Source organism: Streptomyces sp. MAI_2237, assembly GCF_054189285.1.
This window is the reverse complement of sequence record NZ_JAJPGQ010000005.1, coordinates 1343858-1368135: the sequence shown is the minus strand read 5'-3', so window position 1 is coordinate 1368135 and position 24278 is coordinate 1343858. Positions and strand designations below refer to the sequence as shown.

At 72.2% G+C, this 24278-nt stretch carries 22 protein-coding genes; 12 read left to right on the top strand and 10 right to left on the bottom strand.

The features are described 5' to 3' along the window. Positions 1-3: 3 nt before the first annotated feature. Positions 4-1446: a xylulokinase gene (gene xylB / locus LN251_RS34550; protein ID WP_458248076.1), complete on the bottom strand. Its 1443-nt coding sequence runs from the start codon at positions 1444-1446 to the stop codon at positions 4-6. A gap of 153 nt (positions 1447-1599) precedes the next feature. On the opposite strand from xylB, the gene xylA reads away from it, so the two are divergent. Then, positions 1600-2766 carry a xylose isomerase gene (gene xylA, locus LN251_RS34545; RefSeq protein WP_403956396.1) on the top strand — a complete coding sequence of 389 codons (1167 nt, stop codon included), beginning with the start codon at positions 1600-1602 and terminating at the stop codon, positions 2764-2766. Between the two features lie 132 nt (positions 2767-2898). Next, positions 2899-3327 carry a hypothetical protein gene (locus tag LN251_RS34540; protein WP_458248075.1) on the top strand — a complete coding sequence of 143 codons (429 nt, stop codon included), beginning with the start codon at positions 2899-2901 and terminating at the stop codon, positions 3325-3327. A 53-nt stretch (positions 3328-3380) separates the two neighbouring features. Here the strand turns inward: LN251_RS34540 and LN251_RS34535 are convergent, their stop codons facing one another. Together LN251_RS34535 and LN251_RS34530 are read right to left on the bottom strand one after the other, a co-directional pair. After that, positions 3381-4643 (bottom strand): SWIM zinc finger family protein, encoded by a 1263-nt coding sequence (locus LN251_RS34535; protein WP_458248074.1) that lies wholly within the window; start codon positions 4641-4643, stop codon positions 3381-3383. Continuing rightward, positions 4640-7540, bottom strand: coding sequence for an SNF2-related protein (locus tag LN251_RS34530; RefSeq protein WP_458248073.1), 2901 nt, complete (start codon positions 7538-7540; stop codon positions 4640-4642). Before LN251_RS34530 ends, LN251_RS34535 begins: the two co-directional genes overlap by 4 nt. 207 nt (positions 7541-7747) lie before the next feature. Between LN251_RS34530 and LN251_RS34525 the strand changes: the two genes are divergently transcribed. Both LN251_RS34525 and LN251_RS34520 read left to right on the top strand, forming a co-directional pair. Continuing rightward, the gene (locus LN251_RS34525) at positions 7748-8809 is read left to right on the top strand and encodes a fatty acid desaturase family protein (protein WP_458248072.1); all 1062 of its coding nucleotides are present in this window, start codon (positions 7748-7750) and stop codon (positions 8807-8809) included. A gap of 126 nt (positions 8810-8935) precedes the next feature. Further along, positions 8936-9118, top strand: coding sequence for a hypothetical protein (locus LN251_RS34520; protein ID WP_058928543.1), 183 nt, complete (start codon positions 8936-8938; stop codon positions 9116-9118). Between the two features lie 4 nt (positions 9119-9122). On the opposite strand, the gene LN251_RS34515 is transcribed toward LN251_RS34520, so the two are convergent. The 3 genes from LN251_RS34515 to LN251_RS34505 form a co-directional block, all read right to left on the bottom strand. Beyond that, the gene (locus tag LN251_RS34515; RefSeq protein WP_458248071.1) at positions 9123-10514 is read right to left on the bottom strand and encodes a tannase/feruloyl esterase family alpha/beta hydrolase; all 1392 of its coding nucleotides are present in this window, start codon (positions 10512-10514) and stop codon (positions 9123-9125) included. A gap of 268 nt (positions 10515-10782) precedes the next feature. Beyond that, positions 10783-11667: a hypothetical protein gene (locus tag LN251_RS34510; RefSeq protein WP_458248070.1), complete on the bottom strand. Its 885-nt coding sequence runs from the start codon at positions 11665-11667 to the stop codon at positions 10783-10785. A gap of 134 nt (positions 11668-11801) precedes the next feature. After that, positions 11802-12098 (bottom strand): hypothetical protein, encoded by a 297-nt coding sequence (locus LN251_RS34505; protein WP_458248069.1) that lies wholly within the window; start codon positions 12096-12098, stop codon positions 11802-11804. Between the two features lie 99 nt (positions 12099-12197). Between LN251_RS34505 and LN251_RS34500 the strand changes: the two genes are divergently transcribed. Continuing rightward, positions 12198-13094 (top strand): oxygenase MpaB family protein, encoded by an 897-nt coding sequence (locus LN251_RS34500; protein ID WP_458248068.1) that lies wholly within the window; start codon positions 12198-12200, stop codon positions 13092-13094. A 6-nt stretch (positions 13095-13100) separates the two neighbouring features. Here the strand turns inward: LN251_RS34500 and LN251_RS34495 are convergent, their stop codons facing one another. Continuing rightward, positions 13101-13700 (bottom strand): class I SAM-dependent methyltransferase, encoded by a 600-nt coding sequence (locus LN251_RS34495; protein WP_458248067.1) that lies wholly within the window; start codon positions 13698-13700, stop codon positions 13101-13103. A 152-nt stretch (positions 13701-13852) separates the two neighbouring features. Here LN251_RS34495 and LN251_RS34490 point away from each other — a divergent pair, with 152 nt between their 5' ends. The 5 genes from LN251_RS34490 to LN251_RS34470 are packed head-to-tail and all read left to right on the top strand — an operon-like array spanning position 13853 to position 18790. After that, complete coding sequence (locus LN251_RS34490) at positions 13853-14626, top strand: MHYT domain-containing protein (RefSeq protein ID WP_458248066.1); 774 nt, start codon at positions 13853-13855, stop codon at positions 14624-14626. Between the two features lie 55 nt (positions 14627-14681). Continuing rightward, a complete protein-coding gene (locus LN251_RS34485) occupies positions 14682-17201 on the top strand; it encodes a sensor histidine kinase (RefSeq protein ID WP_458248065.1) in 2520 nt (839 codons plus the stop codon). Then, entirely contained in the window at positions 17198-17635 is a 438-nt protein-coding gene (locus LN251_RS34480; RefSeq protein WP_458248064.1) for a roadblock/LC7 domain-containing protein, read from the top strand. The genes LN251_RS34485 and LN251_RS34480 overlap by 4 nt, the downstream gene beginning before the upstream one ends. 22 nt (positions 17636-17657) lie before the next feature. After that, positions 17658-18071, top strand: a complete 414-nt coding sequence (locus LN251_RS34475; RefSeq protein WP_458248063.1) for a DUF742 domain-containing protein — start codon at positions 17658-17660, stop codon at positions 18069-18071. Positions 18072-18121: 50 nt separating this feature from the next. Next, positions 18122-18790, top strand: coding sequence for a GTP-binding protein (locus tag LN251_RS34470; protein WP_458248062.1), 669 nt, complete (start codon positions 18122-18124; stop codon positions 18788-18790). Positions 18791-18814: 24 nt separating this feature from the next. On the opposite strand, the gene LN251_RS34465 is transcribed toward LN251_RS34470, so the two are convergent. Further along, positions 18815-19243, bottom strand: a complete 429-nt coding sequence (locus tag LN251_RS34465; RefSeq protein ID WP_458248061.1) for a PPOX class F420-dependent oxidoreductase — start codon at positions 19241-19243, stop codon at positions 18815-18817. 94 nt (positions 19244-19337) lie between these two features. Between LN251_RS34465 and LN251_RS34460 the strand changes: the two genes are divergently transcribed. Together LN251_RS34460 and LN251_RS34455 are read left to right on the top strand one after the other, a co-directional pair. Continuing rightward, positions 19338-19751: a roadblock/LC7 domain-containing protein gene (locus LN251_RS34460; protein ID WP_458248060.1), complete on the top strand. Its 414-nt coding sequence runs from the start codon at positions 19338-19340 to the stop codon at positions 19749-19751. Positions 19752-19877: 126 nt separating this feature from the next. Continuing rightward, positions 19878-20801: a DUF6397 family protein gene (locus LN251_RS34455; protein WP_458248059.1), complete on the top strand. Its 924-nt coding sequence runs from the start codon at positions 19878-19880 to the stop codon at positions 20799-20801. Between the two features lies 1 nt (position 20802). On the opposite strand, the gene LN251_RS34450 is transcribed toward LN251_RS34455, so the two are convergent. Together LN251_RS34450 and LN251_RS34445 are read right to left on the bottom strand one after the other, a co-directional pair. After that, the gene (locus LN251_RS34450) at positions 20803-21669 is read right to left on the bottom strand and encodes an acyl-CoA thioesterase (protein WP_458248058.1); all 867 of its coding nucleotides are present in this window, start codon (positions 21667-21669) and stop codon (positions 20803-20805) included. A gap of 19 nt (positions 21670-21688) precedes the next feature. Continuing rightward, complete coding sequence (locus LN251_RS34445) at positions 21689-24202, bottom strand: DEAD/DEAH box helicase (RefSeq protein WP_458248057.1); 2514 nt, start codon at positions 24200-24202, stop codon at positions 21689-21691. Positions 24203-24278 lie beyond the last annotated feature (76 nt).

Here is a 24278-nt window from a genome sequence, read left to right as displayed (position 1 = left end):
TCCTCAGCCGTTCTCGGTGCTCCGCTCCAGCAGCGGGGCCGCGTCGGAGAGTACCCCGGCGATCCTTTCCAGCGTCTGGTCGTCCCGCTCCACGGCATCGAGCACCGGCCCCGCGGCCGTGTTCCAGCGCCGGGCGACCGCGGCCGGGTCCTCGCCGGTCAGCAGCCCCGCCGCCTGCGCCGCGGCGCCCAGCGCGACCAGCTCCTTGGCCTCGGGCACCTGCACCGCCCGGCCCGACAGCCGTCGTACGGTCTCCTGCCAGGCCCGGCCGCGAGCGCCGCCACCGATCAGCAGCAGCGGCACGGAGCGGTCCGCGTCCGCGTCGAGGACGAGGTCGAGCGCGCCGAGCAGGGAGTGCACGGCACCGTCGTAGGCGGCCTGCAGGAGCTGGCCGGCGGTCGTGTCGTGACGCAGGCCGTGCAGCAGCCCCGATGCGCCGGGCAGGTTCGGGGTGCGCTCGCCGTCCAGGTAGGGGAGCAGAGTGACGCCGGTCGGTTCCACTGCCTCGCGGTCGAGGCCCAGCAGGGCGGCGACGCGGTCGACGGCGAGGGTGCAGTTCAGGGTGCAGGCCAGTGGCAGCCAGTCGCCGTGGGCGTCGGCGAAGCCCGCGACGGTGCCGGTGGGGTCGGCCGGGCGGCGCCAGGAGACGGCGTACACGGTGCCCGACGTGCCGAGGCTGAGCACGGGGGCGCCGGGCCGCAGCCCGAGGCCCAGCGCGGCCGCCGCGTTGTCGCCCGTGCCCGGCGCGACCAGGGTGCCTTTGGAGAACGGCAGGTCGTGGCTGTCGCGCACGGTGCCCGCCACCTCGCCCGGCCGCACCACGCGGGGCAGCATGGCGGGGTCCAGCCCGACGTGCGCGAGGGTCTCCTCGTCGTACGCCTCCGTCCCGGACGCCCACCAGCCCGTGCCCGAGGCGTCGCCGCGGTCGGTGGTGCCCTGTCCCGTCAGACGCTCGGTGAGGTAGTCGTGGGGCAGACGCACCGCCCGGGTGGCGCGGACCGCCTCCGGCTCGTTCTCGGCCAGCCACGCCCATTTGGTGACCGTGAACGACGGGCCGGGGACGCTGCCGGTGCGCTCCGCCCAGGCCTTCGGGCCACCGAGCTCCTCGATCAGACGGCGGGCCTGGGGGGCCGAGCGCACGTCGTTCCACAGCAGGGCGGGGCGCACCGGTTCGCCCCGCTCGTCCAGCGTGACCAGGCCGTGCTGCTGACCGCCGATCGACACGGCGGCTGCCTCGTGCGCCGCGTCGCCGCACTGGCGCAGCGCCTCGCACAGGGCGTCCCACCACTGGCGCGGGTCGCTCTCGCGGCCGGCCCCGGAGGAGACCGTGTGGGGGGCCTGGCCGCTCGCGACGACCTGGCCGGTGGCCGCGTCGACGACGAGCGCCTTGGTGGACTGGGTGGACGTGTCCACGCCGACGACGAGCGGTCCCTCGGCTGCTGACATCGAGCTCTCCCTCTTCCGCGGCTCAGCGGGATGTTCTGTGACAGACCCCCTGGACTCTTCCCAGGGCTGCGTCCGCATACTAATTTGTAAACGGCCATGACGAAATAGTTCTTCATGGTCCGCCCGACAGTCTGTGAAGCAAGGAGCCGCGGCATGAGCTACCAGCCCACCCCCGAGGACAGGTTCACCTTCGGCCTGTGGACCGTCGGCTGGCAGGGAAGGGACCCGTTCGGCGACGCCACGCGGCGTGCCCTCGACCCGGTCGAGACGGTGCAGCGCCTGAGCGAGCTCGGCGCCTACGGCGTCACTTTCCACGACGACGACCTGATCCCCTTCGGATCCTCCGACAGCGAGCGCGAGTCGCACATCAAGCGCTTCCGCCAGGCCCTCGACACGACCGGCATGACCGTGCCGATGGCCACGACGAACCTCTTCACCCACCCGGTCTTCAAGGACGGCGCGTTCACCGCCAACGACCGCGACGTGCGTCGCTACGCCCTGCGCAAGACCATCCGCAACATCGACCTCGCCGTCGAGCTGGGCGCGAAGACCTACGTCGCCTGGGGCGGCCGCGAGGGCGCCGAGTCCGGCGCCGCCAAGGACGTACGGGTCGCCCTGGACCGCATGAAGGAGGCCTTCGACCTCCTCGGCGAGTACGTGGTCTCCCAGGGCTACGACCTGAAGTTCGCCATCGAGCCCAAGCCGAACGAGCCGCGCGGCGACATCCTGCTGCCCACCGTCGGCCACGCCCTCGCCTTCATCGAGCGCCTTGAGCGCCCCGAGATGTACGGCGTCAACCCCGAGGTCGGCCACGAGCAGATGGCCGGCCTGAACTTCCCGCACGGCATCGCGCAGGCCCTGTGGGCGGGCAAGCTGTTCCACATCGACCTCAACGGCCAGTCCGGCATCAAGTACGACCAGGACCTGCGCTTCGGCGCCGGCGACCTGCGTGCCGCGTTCTGGCTGGTCGACCTCCTGGAGAGCGCCGGCTACGCGGGCCCGAAGCACTTCGACTTCAAGCCGCCGCGGACCGAGGACCTCGACGGCGTCTGGGCGTCGGCCGCGGGCTGCATGCGCAACTACCTGATCCTCAAGGAGCGCGCCGCCGCCTTCCGCGCCGACCCCGAGGTGCAGGAGGCCCTGCGCGCCTCGCGGCTGGACCAGCTCGCCGAGCAGACCGCCGCGGACGGCCTGGAGGCGCTCCTGGCCGACCGCAGCGCGTTCGAGGAGTTCGACGCCGAGGCGGCCGCCGCGCGCGGGATGGCCTTCGAGCGGCTCGACCAGCTGGCGATGGACCACCTGCTGGGGGCGCGCGGCTGATCACACACACGCGCGTGTCGGTGAACGGGCTCCGCACGGAATGCACCGGAATCGTACGGTCCACGGAATGGGGCCGTATCAAGTTCCGTGCGGGGCTCGCACGTCCTCCGCTTCGAGGCGACTCTGGACGGTATGGCCATGCCGCCGGTACCGCCTCGCCCACCCGGACCACCGGGCGACACGCCGCCTCCGGGCGGCGGCTTCGGACCGCCCTCCTACGACGACCGGCCGTCGGGCCCCCGACCGCCGCAGGAGCCGGACCCGCCACCGGGGTCAGGACGGCGGCGAGGCCCGTTCTCCGTCCTGCTGGTGGCGGTCGCCGCGATCGTGGCCGTGGCCGTCGTGGTGCTCATGGCCACCTCCCGGCACGACGGCTCACCGGGCAAGAAGTCGCCGACCCACGGCGGCACCGGTGCCGGCGGCTCACCGTCGGCGTCCCGTGGCTTCCCGACGAAGCTGCCCAGCGCACTGCCGTCGAAGCTGCCCAGTCGACTGCCGAGCGAGATCCCGAGCGGCATCGAGTCGCTCATCCCGTCCTTGGGCAGCGTCCAGCTGCCGTGACCGTCGTCGGACACGGCACCCCTCGCGGGCCGGATCGAGGGAGGCCCCGCCCGTCAGCCCTCCTCCTCTGCCGCGTCCAGTGAGGCCAGTGCCGTCGCCGGGTCCCAGGACGCCCCGCCGGCGGGCACCCAACGCCCGCGCTCCTCGCGATACGGCCACCAGCGCCCGTCCCGCCCCAGCCGCAACTGGGCCGGCGCCTCCACGACCGTCCACCGGTTGCCGACGGCCCGTAGCGACGGCCGCTCCTCGTCGTCCCACGCCCCCTCCAGGGCGGCACGCGCGCGGGTGAGTGTTTCGCCCGAGACGGTCCACTCCTCCTCCAGCACCGCCGACGCGGCCGCGCCGCCGAGCTCCCACGCGCGCGTGGCCAGCGCCAGCCCCTCGCGGTCACGTCCGGAGCCCTCGGCCAGCCGGTCCGCCACGGCCTCCGAGGGCGCGCCGAGGGCCAGCCGCACCGCGTCCTGAGGGACCGTCAACTCTTCCACTGCGCACTGCGGTTCCACTTCCGCATGCAGTACCTCGGCGAGCAGCTCATGCGCCTCCGCGGCGGTCCGCGCCGCCAGATGACGGAGTGCGCCCGGATCGATGCCCGCGGCGGGCGGGGTGTCGGTGTCGAGCGAGGGCGGTGTGCCGGGTTCCGCGGGCAGGTCCGGCAGGGCGGGCAGCGACGGCAGGATGCCGCCGGCCGCGTACGCCTCCGCGGCGTCCACGCCCTCGTCCGTGGACGCTTCCGCCGCAGGTGACGCACTGCGGGCCTGAAGGCCGGTCAACAATGCCCGTTCGCCCCGTCCTCGCATCAGGAGCAGGGCCAGTGGAGCCTCGTCCAGCAGGCGTGCAACCTGGTAGCACAGGGCCGCGGTGTGTCCGCAGTGATCCCAGGCGTCGCAGTCGCACCGCGCCTCAAGGTCGCCCATGCCCGGCAGCAGGTCGACACCGGCGGCGGCCGCGTCCTCGACCAGGTGCGGCGGCATGTCGCGATCCAGAAGGGCCGCGACATGTCCGGCCCGCTCGACCGTCATGTCCAGCAGGCGGTTCCACTGGTCGTCGTCGAGTACCGCCAACAGCACGTCGGCGCGGTACGCACTGCCGTCGCGATCCTGGACCACGGCGGTGATGCGCCCCGGCCGGACGGACACCGCACCCACGCCTCCCAAGCGGGCGAGGCGGCGCCCGGCCTTGAGCTGAGCCGAGTCCAGCGCCGCGTCCTCCAGGGCGTTCAACCAGGATCGGCCCCACCACGTTCGCGCGAAAGCCTGCCCGTGCGCGGGTGGCTGCGGCGCGAACGTGCGCTCGGTGTCTGCGTCGTGCCGGCTCATCGTGCGCTCCCTCGCAGCCTTACCAGATCGGCCAGTTCGGCATCCGTCAGCTCGGTGAGAGCCGCCTCGCCGGAGCCCAGCACCGCCTCGGCGAGCTCCTGCTTGTGGGCCAGCATCTCGGCGATGCGGTCCTCGACGGTCCCCTCCGCGATCAGCCGGTGCACCTGGACGTGCCGGTTCTGGCCGATCCGGTACGCCCGGTCGGTCGCCTGGGCCTCGACGGCCGGGTTCCACCAGCGGTCGTAATGCACGACGTGCTCGGCCCGCGTGAGGTTCAGGCCCGTGCCCGCGGCCTTCAACGACAGCAGGAAGACGGGCACCTCGCCGTCCTGGAACCGCCGCACCATCGCCTCCCGTCCTGCGACGGAGATGCCGCCGTGCAGGAGCTGGGAAGGCACCCCGCGTGCCGTCAGATGCCGTTCCAGCAGGCGTGCCATGCGCACGTACTGGGTGAAGACCAGAACGCTCGCCCCCTCGGAGAGGACGGTGCCGAGCAGTTCGTCCAGCAGTTCCAGCTTCCCGGAGCGCCCGCCGGTCGTCGGCAGCTCCTCCTTGAGGAACTGCGCCGGATGGTTGCAGATCTGCTTCAGCCCCGTCAGCAGCTTCACGATCAGGCCGCGCCGCGCCATGCTGTCGGCTCCGGAGATTTTCGCCAGCGTCTCGCGCACCACCGCCTCGTAGAGCGCCGCCTGTTCCTCGGTGAGCGACACGGCGCGGTCCGTCTCCGTCTTCGGTGGCAGCTCCGGCGCGATGCCCGGGTCCGCCTTGCGCCGCCGCAGCAGGAACGGCCGTACCAGCCGCGCGAGCCGCTCGGCGGCGGCCGGGTCCCCGCCGCCCTCGACGGCCCGCGCGTAGCGGCCGCGGAAGGTGCCGAGCCGGCCGAGCAGCCCCGGGGTCGTCCAGTCGAGAATCGCCCACAGTTCCGACAGGTTGTTCTCCACCGGGGTGCCGGTGAGCGCCACGCGTGCGCGTGCGCCGATGGAACGCAGCTGTCGCGCGGTCGCGGAGTACGGGTTCTTCACGTGCTGTGCCTCGTCCGCGACGAGCATGCCCCAGGGCACCTCCCCGAGTGCGCGGGCGTCCAGGCGCAGCGTGCCGTACGTGGTAAGCACGAACTCTCCGTCGCCCACGCCGTCCAGGCCGCGGCCGGGGCCGTGGAAGCGGCGCACGGGCGTGCCGGGTGCGAACCGCTCGATCTCCCGCTGCCAGTTGCCCATCAGCGACGTCGGACACACCACGAGGGTGGGACCGGCCGTGGGTGTCTCGGCCTGCCGGTGCAGATGCAGGGCGATGAGCGTGATCGTCTTGCCGAGCCCCATGTCGTCGGCGAGACAGCAGCCCAGACCGAGCGAGGTCATCCGGACCAGCCAGCTCAGGCCCCGCACCTGGTAGTCCCGCAGTGTGGCCGCGAGCGCGGCGGGCTGTCCGACGGTCTCGTGGGCCTCGGGATCCGCGAGCCGCTCGCGCAGGGCTTCCAGCCGGCCCGTGAGGTGTACGGCGACCATGTGGCCGTCGACCTCCGTGGAGCCCGTCAGGGCGGCTCTGAGGGCGTCGACGGGCGTGATCCGGTGATCCTGTCGCGCGCGGGCCCGCTGGACTTCCCGGGGGTCGACGAGGACCCACTGGTCGTGCAGGCGCACGACAGGGCGCTTGGCCTCGGCGAGCTGGTCCAGCTCCTGCCTCGTCAGCCGCCGGTCGCCCAGTGCGAAGCGCCAGTCGAAGGCGAGGAGCGCGTCGGCGGACAGCGACGCCGGGGCGTCGTACTCGCCCCGGCGGGCCGTCGCCTCGTCGTCCGGCGGACCGATCACCGCGCCGACGGTCAGCCCGCGGGCCGGCTCCTTCGGCCAGTGCACGTCGACACCGGCCGCGGCGAGCGCCCGCGCTCCCTCGGAGAGGAGGTCGGTGATCTCCTCGTCGGCGAGCTCGACCGCCTCCGGCACGCTTTCCGACAGCAGCGGGGTGAGCGGCGGCCAGGCTCGCGCCGCACGGCGCAGCGCCACCACGGTGTCCAGTCGCGCACGAGGACCGAATCCCATAGCGGTGTCGGCGGCGGCGTCCCACACGTCGGCGGCATCCGCGACGAGCCCCGGATCGTTCACCCCGTGCACCTGCGGCACCGCCCGGAACGTGACCGCCGCGTCGTCCACGGCCGGGTCCGCGAGGCCGGTCATCTCGATCCGCAATGACAGCCGGACACCGGCGTCGTGGCCGGACGCGATGTCGGCGGCCCAGTCGCGCAGCTCCGGCATGCGCCGGGCTTCGCGGGCCGCGTAGGCGGGGCCGCCGGTCACCAGCGGTGCCGCGGGGGAGCGCGGCAAGGTGTCGGCGACCGAGTCCAGGAAGGCGCGCAGCAGCCGTTCCGGGTCCGGGAGACGCCAGGGCCCGGTGCCGCTCAGTGGTGTGGCGTGCGCCTCCGGCGGCATCGCGGCGGCCAGTCGGCGCACGCGCTCGGCGTCCTCCGGGGACAGCGGACCGACACGCCAGGCGTCGTGGTCGCCGGGCGACAGACCGGGCAGCAGCAGTCCGCGTGCCACCAGGTGGAGGGCGAACATGCCCGCGGCGCCCCAGAACACGGTCGCCCGGGGCCCGTGCGCGTCGCCATGCGCGCGCGTGAGGACCGGCAGGGCCGCCCGCACCGGCAGCACGGTGGCGGGCACGTCGACCCGTTCGAGACCGTGCTCGCCCGGCAGGACGAGGCCCACCTCCCGGACGTGTCCGGCGGCGGGGGACGGAGGGGCGGCGCCGTCGGGCCGCCAGAAGGCGACGGTGCCGTCACGGGCTGGGTCACCGGGCAGGAAGACAGCGCTGCACAGGGTCAGTTCATGAGCTTCGGACGGTGTGGCCAGAGGGGTCCTCCGCACGGCTGTACCGCACTCCTCAAATTTGACTACTGACATCGGGAGGTCGAGAGTACAGCAACCCGGCAGGAGATCCGCGGGGATCGGGGGCGAGGGAATTCCTCACCTCCTGGGTGCTGCCAGCCCCCCTGTGTGCCACGGGCTGACACCAGGTCGCACACGGGTGGTGGCGCCATGGTCGCGAGGCGTCGCCGTTCCGTACGTTTCTCCAGGTCAGACCGTTGCCCACAGAGCCGGAGACCGGTCATGCCCGAGCCCGTCACAGCCGTCGTCGACCCGATCCCCCACGCGCGCGCCGCACCGCCCTCCGCAAGCGAGTTCGCGCTCCTGCTGCGTACGGTGAAGGGCCAGGGCCTCCTCGAACGGCGCCGCACCTGGTACGCACTCGGCATCGCCGTCAACGCGCTCGCCCTGGCGGGAGTGGTCACCGGTGTCGTCCTCGCCGGCGACTCCTGGTGGTCCCTCCTCCTGGCCCCGCCGCTGGCGGTCCTCTCCGCCCGCACCGCGTTCATAGGCCACGACGCGGGACACTCCCAGATCACCGGTGACAGGACCCGCGCCCGTGCCATCGGCCTGATCCACGGCAACCTGCTCCTGGGGATGAGCTACGCCTGGTGGAACGACAAGCACAACCGCCACCACGCCAACCCCAACCACATCGACAAGGACCCCGACGTCGTCGCCGACGTCCTGGTCTTCACCGCCGCGCAGGCGGCTCACCGTTCGGGCTTCCGCCGCTGGCTCACCCGCAACCAGGCCTGGCTCTTCTTCCCGCTCACCCTTCTCGAAGGCGTCGCCCTGAAGGTCCACGGCTTCAAGGACCTGCGCCGACAGCCCCTCCGGGAGCGCGCGGTCGAGGGCGGCCTCCTGGTGGCGCACGTCGCCGCGTACGCGACGCTGCTGCTCACCTCGCTGTCGCCCGGCAAGGCGCTGGCCTTCGCCGCCCTGCACCAAGCGCTGTTCGGTCTGCACCTTGGACTGGCCTTCGCCCCGAACCACAAGGGCATGGAGATGCCGGACCCCACCGGCGAGCGGTGGGGGCATCTGCGCCGGCAGGTCCTCACCTCGCGCAACATCCGCGGCGGAGCGCTGACCGACTGGTTCCTCGGCGGCCTCAACTATCAGATCGAGCACCACCTCTTCCCCAGCATGCCCCGCCCGCATCTGCGACTCGCCCGGCCTCTGGTGCGCGCGCGCTGCGAGGAGTTGGGTATCCCCTACGCGGAGACCGGGCTCGTCGACTCCTACCGGCAGGCCCTGCTCCACCTGCGCGAGGTGGGGGAGCCCCTGAGGCCGGCACGGCCGTAAAGGGCTCTCAGGGACGAGTCGGGGTCAGGACTCAGGGTCGTCTCAGGGTCGCGGCCCGGAACCGCGGGGAGCGCGGGCCCGTTTTCAGGACAGAGAGCGGCAGTGGCCGCGAAGGAGGCGACGCACATGTCGAAGAACGCGAAGATCGCCATAGGAGGTGTGGCGCTCGGGCTCTTCCTGTGGATCTGGCTGCCCTTCTGGGCGGTGGTCCTGATAGTCATCGGAGTCCCGACGGCCGCGTACCTGACGCTTGACCCGTCACAGCGGCGCAGGCTGCGTCGCATCAGCCGTAAGGAGCTGGGCCGCTGAGGCGCTACCGCGACGAAGCGCCCGGATCGGCGAGGGCGCACGAGTCGACCACATCGCCGCCCGAGGGCCGTGCGACGGTGTGGTCGGCGGGCGGCCGGGTGCCCTTCTCCACCCAGGAGACCAGCGAGTCGAAGGCCGACCGGTAGCAGGGCAGGATGGGTCGCAGCCGGTCCGGATAGGTGTCGTACAGGCCGTCCACGTGCGTGCCGCCCTCGATCGTGTAGTAGCGGTGCAGCGGGCCGCGTCCGCTCGCGTCCACCATGCGCGCGTACACGTCCGAGTCGGCGGCCTTCGGCAGTAGGGCGTCCAGGTCGCCGTGCAGCGTGATCAGCGGCCTGCCTATCCGGCCGGTGAGCGACACACGCGCCACCGCCCGGTGCACGGCGGCGGGCCGTGCGGCGTAGTCGTACACGGCATCGGCGGGGCACGGCGCCAGGATCCGGTCCGCCGTGCTTCCGGCGGACGCACCGGGGCAGTCGGGGTCGTAACCGGGATCGAACTCGGCGCGGTAGATCTTCTGCGTGACCCCCCAGTAGGCCTTCTCGTGGTACGGCCACAGGAATTCCGAGCCGCGCGCGAAACCGACCGCGTACATGTCCTCGTCCCGTGCCGAACCCAGCGTCCGGGCCACCGCCGTGGGCAGGGAGGTGAGCAGGTTGGGCCCGTCCGGGGTCCACAGCGCGCCCTCCCAGTCCACGCCGCCGTCGTAGAGCTCCGGATGGTTCTCGAGCTGCCACCGGGTCAGATAACCGCCGTTGGAGATGCCGGTCATGTACGTGCGGCGCGGGGCGTGACCGTACCGCTGGGCCACCGCGCGCTTGGCCGCCCGGGTCAGCTGGGTGGTGCGCGCGTTCCATTCGGCGATCGCGTCACCGGGGCGTGTTCCGTCCCGGTAGAAGTCCGCGCCGCTGTTGCCCTTGTCGGTCGCCGCGTAGGCGTAGCCCTCGGCGAGCACCTGGTCGGAGATCGCCTTGTCCGTCGCGTACTGCTTGCGGGTGCCCGGCGCGCCGGTGACCACCAGGCCGCCGTTCCAGCGGTCGGGGAGCCGGATGACGAACTGCGCGTCGTGCGCCCAGCCGTGGGTGGTGTTGACGTGGGAGGAGTCCGGGAAGTACCCGTCGATCTGCAGCCCTGGCACGCCCGACGGAGTGCGGGTGCCGGCGGCGGTGAGTCCCGCCTGGTCGGCCGAGTCGGTGTACGGCGTCCCGGCCAGCCCGGTCGTGGTCAGGTCGGGCAGACAGGCGCCGCGCTGCAGGGCCGCGCCGGGCACGCGCACGCGCTCCTGCCGGGCGCAGTGCTCCCCGCCCACTGCCGCGGCCGACGCGTGGGCCGGCCAGGCCAGGGCCGCCGCGAGCAACGTGGCGGCAGCGAGCGGAACACCGCGGATGGGACGCATGACGGGCCTCCTGAGGCAGCGCTGGGTGACGGCGCCCGAGGGAGACGGGCGCCGAGAGCTGCCTCATGGTGCGGCTCGGCGTTTAGGGCATCCATGGGTCGGGACCCCATGGAATGAGGCTGTCGTATGGGGAATCAGCACAGGCGGCGGGAGCTACCACCCGCCCTGCGCCTCAGGGGAGCACCACGGAACGGGCGAGCCACGGCAGCTGCCGAGCGTGTCCGCGGGAGAGGAGGAGCGCCCTCGAGCACCCTCGACGCCTCGCGGCTCAGCTCGGGCGTACGGCCATCTTGTCCAGGGCCTCCAGCAGCCCCGGCAGCTCCGGCCCTCGGCCGACCGGCAGGACCTCGCCGGGCTCCGCGTCGAGCAGCACGAACGCGATGTCGTCGGTCCGCGCCACCAGCGACCAGCCGGGACCGTCGGCGCGCAGGGTGCGCGCGTCGCCCGGGGCGAACGACGAGCGGACCCGGCCGAGTGGCGGCGGCGAGTCGACGTAGGCGCGGGCCTCGGCGAGCACACGTCGGATCCCGTCGTGGCCCGGGGGATTCGCCGGCCGGCCCTCGGCGCCCGACTCGGCCTGATCGGCCTCACCGGCCTCCTCCGCGTTCTGCGAGCCTTCGTCGGCCGTCGGGGCGCCGTCCGTGTTCGCGAAGGACCCGTCGTCGATCTGCTCCCGCCACAGGGCCCACTGCAGGGCGATCTCGTCGGCGCCGAGGCGCCGCTGGGCCGGACCCCAGGTGGTCGTGTCCGGCGGCGCCAGCGGGGCACGCTCCGCGACCTCGGGATCGGGGTCGTGCGGCTCGGGCACGCCCGGGGCCGCGACGGCGACCGCGAGCGGCCAGCCCGGCAGAGCGGCCACGACGGAACGCTCGTCGGGCGACAGGTCGTACTCCATGCCGCAGTCCCACGACGCGATGGCGACGGCGACCAGCGAGACGTCGTCGACGACGACGGTCCACCGGGCGCCGTCCCCGTCCTGGCCGATCACCAGGCCGTATCCGTCGGCGAGCGGCGCGAGGCCGAGCGCCGCGCAGGCCTCCGGATAGTCGTCGCCCAGCACGCTCGGAAACTTCGCCGGCGTCAACAGCACCGCCGTGAGCACATAGAGCGCGTCGTCCGCGGCGGCGACGGCGCCTTCGTCCGTCCCGGCCATCCCAGCCTCCCCATCGTTCGTCCAACGGCGCGCACCCTAATGCGCGCGGAAGGCGCTTGTCACGACGCACAAGCGCACCCGGAGCTGCAGTTTTCCGGGTGGACGGGGCGAATCGACCTTCGTTCCCGCGCGTGTCAGGCCGCCGGAAGTCCCAGGAGAGTACGGGCCACGGCCCGCGGTGACTCGTCCCGCTCCCGGGCCAGAGCGATCAGCGCACGGCAGGCCAGCTCGTTGACCCCGAAGGACAGCGCCTCCGGCGACACCCAGCCCGCCGCCTCGTCGATCCGCTCCTGGTCGTCCTCAGCGCACGCCGAGACGTACGCGGCAGCGGCTTCGAAAAGATTGTGTGTACGTTTGTCCCGGCCGTCGCTCATCCCCGCGCGCGCGGCGGTGAGGAATCTGGCACCGGACTTGCGCAGCCTGCCCCACATGCTGATCGCCTTCCCCCTGCGTCGTTGCCCTGACCCATCGTCCATCTCCTGCTACTCAACGTAGAGTTGCAGTCGCGGCGGCAGAAGGGGGAGGACGCGGTGAAGCGCTTCACACGGCTCGAGGAGATCCGGCGGCTGGACCCGTACCGGGACGCGTCCGAGATCTACCGCCTCAGCTCGGCCTACGAATTCCCGTGGGACTACACCCGCGCGCTCGAACTCGCCCTCTACCGGACGTACGCGGTGCCCTCCATCGGCCGGTTGCTCGCCGAGACCGCGGAGCTCACCGGGCGCGCGCAGAAGCGGTACGACGACACCACGCTGCTTCTCGACGCCGTCGTGGAGCACGGCTTCCGCAGCGCGGAGGGCCGCACGGCCATCCGCCGGATCAACCAGATGCACCGCAGCTACGAGATCACCAACGAGGACATGCGCTACGTCCTGTGCACGTTCGTGGTGATGCCCAAGCGGTGGATCGACGCCTATGGCTGGCGCAGGCTGTCACGGCACGAGATCGTCGCCACGGCCGAGCACTACCGCACCCTCGGCCGCCACATGGGCATCCAGGGCATCCCCGGGTCCCACGAGGAGTTCGAAGCGCTTCTCGACGCCTACGAGGAGACCCACTTCGCCTTCGACGCGGGGGCGCGGCGGGTCTCCGACGCCACGCTCGACCTGATGACCTCCTGGTATCCGCGCCCGCTGGCTCCCCTCCTGCGCACCTCGACTCTCGCGCTGCTCGACGACCGCCTCCTGAGGGCCTTCCGCTACACGCCGCCGAGCCCCGCCACGCGCGCGTTGGTGGACCGCGGGGTACGCGCGCGTGGACGGCTCGTCCGTCTGATGCCGCCGCGGCGGACACCGCACCACGCGCGACAGAACCGCGAGGTCAAGGGCTACCCCGACGGCTACCGCCTGGAGCGGCTGGGCACCTGGCCGGTTCCGGGCGTGCGGGGTTGCCCCGTCCGGCACCTGGACGTGACCGCCGGCGAATGAGCCGGTCTACCCCTCCCGCACGGCAAGCGCGAGGAAGCGGGTGTCCTCGTCGACGTACGACGTCATCCGCCATCCCGAACCGGCCAGCAGCGGCCGCAGGTTGGGCTCCGCGCGCAGGTCGTCCGGAGTGATCGTGCGGCCCTGGCGCGCCGCGAGCGCCGCCCGGCCGATGGGATGGAACAGGGCGAGCGTCCCGCCGGGACGGACGACGCGCGCCAACTCCCGCAGGTTCTGGTCAGGCCGGGGCAGATGCGCGATCAGTCCGGCGGCGAACACCGCGTCCAGCGACCCCGACCGCAGCGGCAGCGCGGCCACGTCGGCCAGCAGCAGCCGCCCGTCACGGTCCCTGCCCGCCCCTACGGCGGCCTGGAGCATGGCCGGGGTCAGATCGACCCCCACGACCACTCCCGTGGCGCCCACGGCGGCACGCAGGGGCGTCAGGGCCCGCCCGGTGCCGCAGCCGGCGTCGAGCACCCGGTCGCCCTCGCGCAGGCCGAGGTCGGCGACCGCGGAGGCGTAGGCGGGGCCGTCGTCGGGGAACCGGCTGTCCCAGTCGGCGGCGCGGGTGCCGAAGAACTCCTGCACGTGTGTGTGGTCGTCGCTCATAATCCGCATGATCCCTCACCGACACGGATGACGCCCTGGTGCGCATGTTCGGGCGGGACGCGGTCTTTCAGGCGCACCGCTGCGTCACATTGCAACACCTTTCGAAATGCGCCCCCTTCGTGCGCCTGCGCTCCCGCTAGCGTCCCGGGGCCATGGGACACCTGGACCATGCCACCTTCGGCTGGCTGACCCCCGTACTGTCGTACGTGATGGCCTGCACGGGCGCCGCCCTCGGGCTGCGCTGCACGGTCCGCGCTCTCGGCGCCACCGGACGCTCACGCCGCAACTGGCTCCTCACCGCCGCCTCCGCCATCGGCACGGGCATCTGGACCATGCACTTCGTCGCCATGCTCGGCTTCGGCGTCAGCGGCACCGACATCCGCTACGACGTGCCGCTGACGCTCCTGAGCCTGCTCGTCGCCATGCTCGTCGTCTGCGGCGGAGTCTTCGCCGTCGGCTACAGCAAGGACCGCACCCGGGCGCTGCTCCTGGGCGGACTCGCCACCGGCATCGGCGTGGCGAGCATGCACTACCTGGGCATGGCCGCGGTACGGCTGCACGGCCGCGTCGCCTACGACCCGGCTCTCGTCGCGCTCTCCGTGGTGATCGCCGTGGTTGCGGCCACGGCGGCCCTGTGGGCGGGGCTCAACATCAAGTCACCGGTCGCCGTCGCCGTCGCCTCGCTGATCATGGCCGCCGCGGTCACCAGCATGCACTACACCGCGATGTTCGCGGTGCGGGTCCACGTCGTGCCCTCCGCCAGGGCCCTGCCCGGGGCCACGGCGATGCAGTTCATCTTCCCCCTCGCCGTCGGCCTCGGCTCCTACCTGTTCCTGACCTCGGCCTTCGTCGCGCTGTCGCCGACGACCGGGAAGCGCGAGGAGGCCGCCTCCGCCCAGCGGCCGGTCGAGAGCACCGCCTCGTAGGCGCGGCTCCGGCCGCGACGGCACGCATCCCGAACCACTCCCGAGCGAGGAGTCCATGCGCACACCCCGTAGGACGTCCACCAGCGGCGCCGAGACACCCCCCGGGTCTCTCCCGCGCGGTCGGCGCGCCCACGCCGGACCGCCGGCCGACGAACGCGAGCAGGAGTACGACGGCACGGCACCGGGCGAGCTGCCCCCGCGCGCGACGCGGCGCCGAATACGCCCGCGCACCATCCGGGCCAGGGTCGTGTGCCTGCTGATGGTGCCGGTCGTCTCGCTGCTGGCCCTGTGGGCCTACGCCGCCGTCACCACCGCCCAGGACGTCTCCGGGCTGCGGCAGTTGCAGCGCGTCGACGAGGAGATCCGCACGCCCGTCACCGAGGCCGTCGCCGCCCTGCAGGCCGAACGCACCGCCGCTGTGCGCTGCGCCACCGACCCCTCGCCCCGGCACAGGGACGACTACAAGCAGCTCGCGGACCGCACCGATCGCGCCGTGGCCCGGCTGCGGCTCGGGGACGACAGCACCGTCGCCGACGGCACGGAACTCCCCGCGGACGTGTCCCGGCGGCTCAAGGCGTTCGTCACCGGCGCCGGAGAACTGAACTCGCTGCGCAGCGCCGTACTGGACCACCGCGCCGGCTGGACGCGCGCGTACGGGGGTTACACGGGGACCATCGCCACCGCGTTCGCGGTGGACGGCGCGCTCGGCGGCATCCGGGACGCCGACCTCGGCACCGACGCGCGCGTACTGCTCGAGTTCTCCCGCGCGGGCGAAGCCCTCGCCCAGGAGGACGCGATACTGGCCGGCGCGCACCGCGTCCACGGTCTCAGCGACGCGGGACTGCGGCTGTTCACCGGAGCGGTGGACACCCGCAGGACCCTCACCGGGATCGCCGTCGCCGACCTGCACGGCATCGACCGCGACACCTGGCGCGCACTGGCCCGCAGCAGTGCCTACCGGGCGGTCAACGCCGCCGAGTACCACGTCCTGGCCGGCACCCCCGGCCCGCTGAGGGCCACCGCGTCGCAGGACGCCTGGAACAGCGCACACGCACGCGTGCAGGCCGGCATGCGGGCCATCGAGTCCGGCGCCGGACGCGAGGTCGCTGGCCGGGCCGATCCGTTCACCCGCGGCCTGCTCACCCCGGCCGGCGCCGCCGTCCTCCTCGGTCTCGCCGCCGTGGCCGCCTCCCTCGTCATCTCCGTGCGCATCGGCCGCGGCCTCGTCGTCGAGCTGGTGAGCCTGCGAGACAGGGCCCTGGAGATCGCCCGGCGCGGTCTCCCCGAGGCGATGCGGAAGCTGCGCGCCGGCGAGGAGATCGACATCCGGTCCGAGGCCCCGCCCGGACCGCCCGCAGAGGACGAGGCCGGACAGGTCGCCGAGGCCCTCGGCATCGTGCACCGCGCCGCCCTGCGGGCCGCCGTCGAGCGCGCCGAACTCGCCAGCGGCATCTCGGGCGTCTTCGTCAACCTCGCCCGTCGCAGCCAGGTCCTCGTCCACCGCCAGCTGACCCTGCTCGACGGCATGGAACGCCGCTCCGACGACCCGAACGAACTCAGCGACCTCTTCCGGCTCGACCACCTCACCACCCGGATGCGGCGGCACGCCGAGAGCCTGATCATCCTCTCCGGCGCGGCGCCCGGCCGTGCCTGGCGCACGCCGGTGTCGCTGACCGACGTGGTGCGCGCGGCCGTCTCCGAGGTCGAGGACTACGCGCGCGTGGAGGTACGGCAGCTCCCCGAGGCGTCCGTGGTGGGCACGGCCGTCGCCGACCTCACCCACCTGCTGGCCGAACTCGTCGAGAACGCAGCCCAGTTCTCCCCACCGCACACGCGTGTGCGCATCACGGGAGAACCCGTCGGCAACGGCTACGCCCTGGAGGTCGAGGACCGCGGCCTGGGGATGGGCAAGGAGACCCTGGCCGAGGCCAACCGGCGCATCGCCCGGTCCGAGACGCTCGACCTCTTCGACAGCGACCGCCTCGGCCTCTTCGTGGTCAGCAGGCTCGCGGCCCGCCACGGCGTCAAGGTGCAACTGAGCACCTCGCCTTACGGCGGCACGACGGCCGTCGTCCTACTGCCGACCGCACTCCTGCACGCCGAAGCGGCTAAACGTTCCCCCGGTGAGGCGGCCGACCCGCGGCGGCCGGTGGCACGCCAGTACGCGCGCGTGCCCGGCGCCACCCCGCCCAAGGAGTCCGTGCACGCCCTCGCCGAGCGGCCGGCGCTGTCGGCACCGGCCGCGGCGGCGGAACCGGCGTCCGACCCCCCGCCCCCTGGAGTGACCACCTTGCGCCTGCACCGTCCCGAGGACGACGTCGAAGCATCGGATGACCTGCCCCGCCGGGTGCGCCAGGCGAGCCTCGCCCCTCAGCTGCGCGGGCACCGCGCCGAGGAACCGGAACGGCGCCCCTCCGGCACGCTCGCGGACGACCAGCGCACCCCGGAGGTCGTACGCGCACGCATGGCGGCCTACCGCGACGGCTGGGCACGCGGCGGCGGCAGGCAACCGGGCCGCGGGGCCGGCCCTGATTTCACAGCGGGCAGCGACAGCAACGAAGGAGATCGCGCATGATCCAGGACCCGAGCACCAGAGCCGCCCAGCGGGGCGGCGAACTCGACTGGTTGCTGGACGACTTGGTGCTGCGCGTGGCCGAGGTGCGGCACGCCGTGGTGCTGTCCAACGACGGGCTCGCCGTGGGCGCGTCCACCGATCTGCGCCGTGAGGACGCGGAACACCTCGCCGCCGTCGCCTCCGGCTTCCACAGCCTGGCCAAGGGCGCGGGCCGGCACTTCGGGGCCGGCGGCGTGCGCCAGACCATGGTGGAGATGGACGACGCCTTCCTGTTCGTGGCCGCCGCGGGCGACGGCTCCTGCCTGACCGTGCTGACGGCCGTGACCGCCGACATCGGCCTGGTCGCCTACGAGATGGCACGCCTGGTCAAACGCGTCGGCGAGCACCTGTACACCGCGCCGCGCGCCGGCGCGCGGCCGCCCGCCGCAGGATGAGGCGCGAGGACGGTCCGCTCGAATGAACACCGACAGGACCGGCGTGGCCCAGCAACCGGGCAGCCAGTGGTACGACGGCGAGGCGGGGCCGCTCGTGCGCCCGTACGCCATGACGGGCGGACGTACCCGGCCCGGGCCGACCGGTGTCCGCTTCGACCTGATCGCCCTGGTCACCCTGGACGCCGGCGCGCCCGGCGGGGCCGACGACGCCGCGCTCGGCCCGGAACACCGGACCCTGATCGCCCTGTGCCGCACGGAGACGCAGTCGGTCGCCGAACTCGCCGCCGGCACCGACCTGCCCGTGGGCGTGGTCCGTGTCCTCCTCGGCGACCTGCTGGAGTCCGGCCGTGTGACCGTCAGCCGTCCCGTGCCACCCGCTCAGCTTCCCGACGAACGCGTTCTGCGCGAAGTGATCGAGGGGCTACGGGCTCTTTAGAGGGGCTGCGGGTCCTTCAGACGAACCGAAACATCCGAGAGAAGTGATCGATGATCTCCGAGTACCACGAGCAGTCCGAGCAGTCCGAGCAGTTCGAGCAGACCGCGCAGTCCGCGCAGTACGGACACTCCGACGCCCAGGACGGCGAGACGGCCCCGCTCGCGTTGAAGATACTGGTCGCCGGCGGCTTCGGCGTGGGCAAGACCACCCTGGTGGGCGCGGTCAGCGAGATCAAGCCGCTGCGCACCGAGGAACTGCTCAGCGAGGTCGGTCAGTCGGTGGACGACACCGGCGGCGTGGACCAGAAGGTCACGACGACCGTCGCCATGGACTTCGGCCGCATCACCATCCGCTCCGGCCTGTCCCTCTACCTCTTCGGCACACCGGGCCAGGACCGCTTCTGGTTCCTGTGGGACGAGTTGGCGCAAGGGGCGCTGGGTGCCGTGGTCCTCGCCGACACCCGCAGGCTCGACGACTGCTTCCCCGCGGTCGACTACTTCGAGCACCGGCACATCCCGTTCGTGGTGGCCGTCAACTGCTTCACCGGCGCCCGCAGGTACACGGACCAGGAGGTCTCGCGCGCCCTCGACCTGGACCCGGGTACGCCGGTGGTGCTCTGCGACGCCCGGGACCGCGCCTCGGGGAAGGAAGTGCTGATCCGGCTCGTCGAGTACGCCGGGCGGATGCACACCGCCCGGCTGCTCGACTCGGTCGGCTGACGTCCCACGCGGCCCGGTGGACGGTCAGCCGGAGACGGCCTTCTCCGCCAGCACCTTGTCGATCGCCATCCGCACGAGGAGTTCGCCGGGTACGCCGTTGCGGGCCCCGAACTCCTCCGCCCGCTCCTCGCCCATGTACCGCGCGCCGATACGGGTGGCCCAGTGCCGCAGTTCCTCCGGGTCCTCCGAGATCCGGGCCCGGCCCCGCAGCACCACGTAGGCGTAGGGCGGCCGGTCGTCGTCCACACACAGCGCGGCACGCCCGTCGCGGGTCAGATTCCGCCCTTTCACACTGGTCTTCGCGGTGTTGAACACGACGTCGTCCCCGTCCAGCACGAACCAGATAGGCGTCACGTGCGGGCTCCCATCGGCCCGGACGGTCGAGAGTTTCGCGGTGCGGGTGCCGTGCGAGACGAACGCCCGCCATTCCTCATCGGTCATCTTCTGTGCCATGCCCCCATCCTCCTTGCTCGCGGGCGTGGTGTGGGGAAGGCTGACGGGCAGATCCTCCGGCCAGGGGGAGTCGTCACACGGGGAGTTTTCGACCATGGTGCAGAACCAGACACTTGGCTGGCTGCTGGACGATCTGACCGAGCGGGTGGAACAGGTGCGGCACGCCCTGGTCCTGTCCAACGACGGTCTGGTCACCGGCGCGAGCACGAGCCTCAGGCGCGAGGACGCCGAGCATCTCGCCGCCGTCTCGTCAGGACTGCACAGCCTGGCCAAGGGCTCGGGACGCCACTTCGGCGCGGGCGGAGTGCGCCAGACGATGGTGGAGTTCGACGACGCCGTGCTGTTCGTGACCGCGGCCGGCGCGGGCAGCTGTCTGTGCGTGCTCAGCGCGGCGGAGGCCGACATCGGTCAGATCGCCTACGAGATGACCCTGCTCGTCAACCGGGTCGGCGAACACCTCGACATCGAGGCCCGCCAGCCCGACCCGGCCTCGGCAAAAGACTTCTGACCTGCGGGTTCTCCCTCCCCAGTGGAGTTATCCACAGGCCCGCCACATGATCCGCCGGAGCGGCTACGGTTTTTCCCGAGGCCGCGCGGACGGCGCGGACCACCGACTCCACGGGGGAGACCAGTCATGCAGGGCAACATCGTCACGCCATCGACCCGCACGACCTGTACGCCCAGCCGCGCGGCCAGGGAACTGGGCTTGAAACGAGGCGAGTTCGACCTCGCCGTGCACCTCGGACACATCAGGACCGCGCCCGACGAAGGCGGTGGCGGGCCGCGTGTCCCACGCGCCGAGATCGACCGGTTGCGGGCCGGGGAGGGCTTTCCCGAGACCCTGCGCACACGCGTCGCGACCGTGGGCACCAAGGAGGGCGCCAGCCTGCTCGACGTACCGCCGGGCCGGTTCACGCGACTGGCCAGGCTCGGTGTCGTCGTGCCGGTCAAGTTCTATCTCAACCGTTATCGAGCGGTGGTGTGGCTCTATCTCGCCGAGGAGCTGCGGCAGTTCGCGGCGGACGAGAACAACGCGCGTCTGCTGAGCGGGCGTACGCCACGGGGACTGCGGGAACAGCTGAAGGAGGGCCTGGACGTCCGGGCGCGCAACTGGCGGGTACGGCAGCTGGGCTTTCTGCGGCGGCAGAGCGCGGGCCATCCGTGGGCGCAGGCGGCCGCCGTCGCCTCCCTGCTCGATCCGGCCCAGCTCGCGGAGATCGTGCCGGACCCCTACGAACGCGCCCACGTGAACCGGTTCCTGCCCAAACCCACGATGTACGGCGCGCCGGACTCGCCCACCGCCGAGGTGGCCGCACGGATCCTGCGGGCCACCGACCCCGAGGAGATCGCCTGGTACCGTGCCGACCTCGAACAGGCGGTGCGCGAGGCCCATGCCGCCCAGCCCGCACCCCGCCCGGCCGCGGTACACAGCCCGGCCCGACCACAGCGGCCACCCGTCCCGCCCGCCCCGCCCGTCGTGCCGCGACAACCCCCGCGGGCCGCGGAGACCGGAAGGTCGCGCGGCCTGCTGGGCCGGCTCCGCCGCAGGCACGCGTGAGCTACAGCCGGCGGAACAGACCCTCCTGAACCACGGACACCAGCAGCCGGCCCTCCACGTCGTAGATCCGTCCGCGGGCGAGGCCCCTGCCGCCGACCGCGATCGGCGACTCCTGGTCGTACAGGAACCACTCGTCGGCGCGGAACGGGCGGTGGAACCACATGGCGTGGTCCAGCGACGCGATGTCGAAGCTCCGCGGCCCCCACAGGGGCTGGACCGGGATGCGGACGGCGTCCAGGAGGGTCATGTCGCTGGCGTAGGTCAGTGCGCAGGTGTGCACGACCGGGTCGTCGCCGAGCGGCCCGACCGCGCGCATCCACACGGCGCTGCGCGGCTCGGCGTCCTCGATCTCCTCGGGCGTCCAGCGCAACCGGTCCACATAGCGGATGTCGAAGGGCTGGCGGCGGGACATCCGCTCCAACTGCTCGGGCAGCGTGCCGTGGTGCTCACGGATCTCCTGGGCGACCGTCGGCAGGGACTCCGGGTCGGGGACCTTGCGGGCCGGCGGCAGCTGGTGCTCGAAGGACCCTTCCTCAGGTTTGTGAAAGGAGGCGGTGAGGTTGAAGATCGTGCGGCCCTGCTGCACGGCGGTGACCCGGCGCGTGGTGAACGACCTGCCGTCCCGGACCCGTTCGACCTGGTACACGATCGGCACACCCGGCCGGCCCGGACGCAGGAAGTACGCGTGCAGGGAGTGCACGGGGCGTTCGCCGTCGGTGGTGCGGGCGGCGGCGACCAGCGCCTGGCCCGCCACCTGGCCACCGAAGACCCGCTGCAGGGACTCGTTCGGGCTCAGGCCACGGAAGATGTTGACCTCGATCTGCTCCAGGTCGAGCAGGTCGACGAGTCTTTCGGCCGGGTTCGTCATGCGGGAGTCGCTCCTAGGCTCACAGCTGACCGACATCGGTGACACGGACGACCGCACGGCCCTCCGCGTCGGAGGCCGCGAGGTCGATCTCCGCGCTGATGCCCCAGTCGTGGTCGTCGTTCGGGTCGTCGAAGATCTGCCGGACGCGCCAGACGCCGTCCTTGGGCGCCTCCTCGATCACGAGCAGCTTCGGGCCGCGGGCGTCCGGACCGGTACCGAGGTCGTCGTACTCGTCCCAGTACTTGTCCATCGCCTCGCCCCACGCATCGGCGTCCCAGCCGTTCTCGCCGTCCATCTCGCCCAGTTCCTCCACCTGGTCGAGCGCGGCGAGCTCGACGCGGCGGAAGAGGGCGTTGCGGACCAGGACCCGGAAGGCGCGCGCGTTGGCGGTGACCGGCTTGACCTCGTCGGCCTTCTCCTGGGCCTCCTCGGCGGTCATCTCCTCCGGGTTGGCCAGCTGCTCCCACTCGTCCAGCAGGCTGGAGTCGACCTGGCGGACCATCTCGCCGAGCCACTCGATCAGGTCCTGCAGGTCCTCGGACTTCAGGTCGTCCGGGATGTTGTGGTCGAGGGTCTTGTAGGCGCTGGCCAGGTAGCGCAGCACGATGCCCTCGGTGCGGGCCAGCTCGTAGAAGGACACCAACTCCGTGAAAGACATGGCCCGTTCGTACATGTCGCGGATGACGGACTTCGGCGACAGCGGGTGGTCGCCCACCCAGGGATGGCTCTTGCGGTATGTGTTGTAGGCGTGGAAGAGCAGCTCCTCCAGGGGCTTGGGGTAGGAGATGTCCTGGAGACGCTCCATGCGCTCCTCGTACTCCACGCCGTCGGCCTTCATCGCCGCCACGGCCTCGCCCTTGGCCTTGTTCAGCTGGGCGACGAGGATCTGTCGGGGGTCGTCCAGCGTCGACTCGACGACCGACACCATGTCCAGTGCGTAGGACGGGGAGTCCGGGTCGAGGAGCTCGAACGCGGCGAGCGCGAACGTGGACAGCGGCTGGTTGAGCGCGAAGTCCTGCTGCAGATCGACGGTGAGGCGGACGATACGGCCGGTGGGGTCCGGCTTCTCGAGCTTCTCGACGATCCCGCCGTCCAGCAGCGAGCGGTAGATGGCGATCGCCCGCCGGATGTGCCGCAGCTGCTGCTTGCGCGGCTCGTGGTTGTCCTCCAGCAGGTGCCGCATGGCGTCGAAGGCGTTGCCCGGACGGGCGATGACCGACAGCAGCATCGTGTGGGTCACGCGGAAACGGGAGGTCAGCGGCTCCGGCTCGGAGGCGATGAGCTTCTCGAAGGTGTTCTCGGTCCAACCGACGAAGCCCTCGGGCGCCTTCTTGCGGACCACCTTGCGCCGCTTCTTCGGGTCGTCACCGGCCTTCGCGAGGGCCTTCTCGTTCTCGACGACGTGCTCGGGCGCCTGCGCGACGACGAAGCCCGCCGTGTCGAAGCCCGCCCGCCCGGCCCGGCCGGCGATCTGGTGGAACTCACGGGCGCGCAGGGTGCGCACGCGGCTGCCGTCGTACTTGGTCAGCGCCGTGAACAGCACCGTGCGGATGGGGACGTTGACGCCGACGCCCAGCGTGTCCGTGCCGCAGATGACCTTCAGCAGGCCGGCCTGGGCGAGCTTCTCCACCAGACGCCGGTACTTGGGCAGCATCCCGGCGTGGTGGACGCCGATGCCGTGCCGGACGTAGCGGGAGAGGTTGCGGCCGAACTTGGTGGTGAAGCGGAAGTTGCCGATCAGCTCGGCGATCTGCTCCTTCTCCTCCTTCGAGCACATGTTGATGCTCATCAGCGCCTGCGCCCGCTCCACCGCCTGCGCCTGGGTGAAGTGCACGATGTAGACCGGGGCCTGCCTGGTCTGCAGCAGCTCGGTGAGGGTCTCGGTGAGCGGGGTGAGCCGGTACTCGTAGGAGAGGGGAACCGGGCGGGTCGCCGAGCGGACCACCGAGGTGGGGCGGCCGGTGCGGCGCGTGAGGTCCTGCTCGAAGAAGGAGACGTCGCCCAGCGTCGCCGACATCAGGATGAACTGCGCCTGCGGCAGCTCCAGGATCGGGATCTGCCAGGCCCAGCCGCGGTCGCCCTCCGCGTAGAAGTGGAACTCGTCCATGACGACCTGGCCGACGTCGGCGCCCTTGCCGTCACGCAGCGCGATCGACGCCAGCACCTCCGCGGTGCAGCAGATGACGGGGGCGTCGGCGTTCACGGAGGCGTCACCGGTGAGCATGCCCACGTTCTCGGTGCCGAAGAGTTTGCACAGCTCGAAGAACTTCTCCGAGACCAGGGCCTTGATCGGCGCCGTGTAGAAGGTGACCTCGTCACGGGCCAGGGCCGCGAAGTGGGCGCCCGCCGCGATCATGCTCTTGCCCGAACCCGTGGGAGTCGACACGATCACGTTCGCGCCGGAGACCACCTCGATCAGCGCCTCCTCCTGGTGGGGGTAGAGCGTCAGACCGCGCTCCTGGGCCCACGACTCGAAGGCTTCGTAGAGAGCGTCGGGGTCGGCGGTCGGCGGCAGCTGATCGATGAGTGTCACGCACCCATCTTGCCTGGCCTCCTGCTCCATCGGGGAATCGGCTGCGGCGGCGAAGATCACGAGCAGTACGCTGTGA

Bases quoted from the DNA above. Each gene is read 5' to 3' on its own strand.
- xylB (WP_458248076.1), bottom strand. From the start codon at position 1,446: ATGTCAGCAGCCGAGGGACCGCTCGTCGTCGGCGTGGACACGTCCACC.
- xylA (WP_403956396.1), top strand. From the start codon at position 1,600: ATGAGCTACCAGCCCACCCCCGAGGACAGGTTCACCTTCGGCCTGTGG.
- LN251_RS34540 (WP_458248075.1), top strand. From the start codon at position 2,899: ATGGCCATGCCGCCGGTACCGCCTCGCCCACCCGGACCACCGGGCGAC.
- LN251_RS34535 (WP_458248074.1), bottom strand. From the start codon at position 4,643: ATGAGCCGGCACGACGCAGACACCGAGCGCACGTTCGCGCCGCAGCCA.
- LN251_RS34530 (WP_458248073.1), bottom strand. From the start codon at position 7,540: ATGTCAGTAGTCAAATTTGAGGAGTGCGGTACAGCCGTGCGGAGGACC.
- LN251_RS34525 (WP_458248072.1), top strand. From the start codon at position 7,748: ATGCCCGAGCCCGTCACAGCCGTCGTCGACCCGATCCCCCACGCGCGC.
- LN251_RS34520 (WP_058928543.1), top strand. From the start codon at position 8,936: ATGTCGAAGAACGCGAAGATCGCCATAGGAGGTGTGGCGCTCGGGCTC.
- LN251_RS34515 (WP_458248071.1), bottom strand. From the start codon at position 10,514: ATGCGTCCCATCCGCGGTGTTCCGCTCGCTGCCGCCACGTTGCTCGCG.
- LN251_RS34510 (WP_458248070.1), bottom strand. From the start codon at position 11,667: ATGGCCGGGACGGACGAAGGCGCCGTCGCCGCCGCGGACGACGCGCTC.
- LN251_RS34505 (WP_458248069.1), bottom strand. From the start codon at position 12,098: ATGTGGGGCAGGCTGCGCAAGTCCGGTGCCAGATTCCTCACCGCCGCG.
- LN251_RS34495 (WP_458248067.1), bottom strand. From the start codon at position 13,700: ATGAGCGACGACCACACACACGTGCAGGAGTTCTTCGGCACCCGCGCC.
- LN251_RS34490 (WP_458248066.1), top strand. From the start codon at position 13,853: ATGGGACACCTGGACCATGCCACCTTCGGCTGGCTGACCCCCGTACTG.
- LN251_RS34485 (WP_458248065.1), top strand. From the start codon at position 14,682: ATGCGCACACCCCGTAGGACGTCCACCAGCGGCGCCGAGACACCCCCC.
- LN251_RS34480 (WP_458248064.1), top strand. From the start codon at position 17,198: ATGATCCAGGACCCGAGCACCAGAGCCGCCCAGCGGGGCGGCGAACTC.
- LN251_RS34475 (WP_458248063.1), top strand. From the start codon at position 17,658: ATGAACACCGACAGGACCGGCGTGGCCCAGCAACCGGGCAGCCAGTGG.
- LN251_RS34470 (WP_458248062.1), top strand. From the start codon at position 18,122: ATGATCTCCGAGTACCACGAGCAGTCCGAGCAGTCCGAGCAGTTCGAG.
- LN251_RS34465 (WP_458248061.1), bottom strand. From the start codon at position 19,243: ATGGCACAGAAGATGACCGATGAGGAATGGCGGGCGTTCGTCTCGCAC.
- LN251_RS34460 (WP_458248060.1), top strand. From the start codon at position 19,338: ATGGTGCAGAACCAGACACTTGGCTGGCTGCTGGACGATCTGACCGAG.
- LN251_RS34455 (WP_458248059.1), top strand. From the start codon at position 19,878: ATGCAGGGCAACATCGTCACGCCATCGACCCGCACGACCTGTACGCCC.
- LN251_RS34450 (WP_458248058.1), bottom strand. From the start codon at position 21,669: ATGACGAACCCGGCCGAAAGACTCGTCGACCTGCTCGACCTGGAGCAG.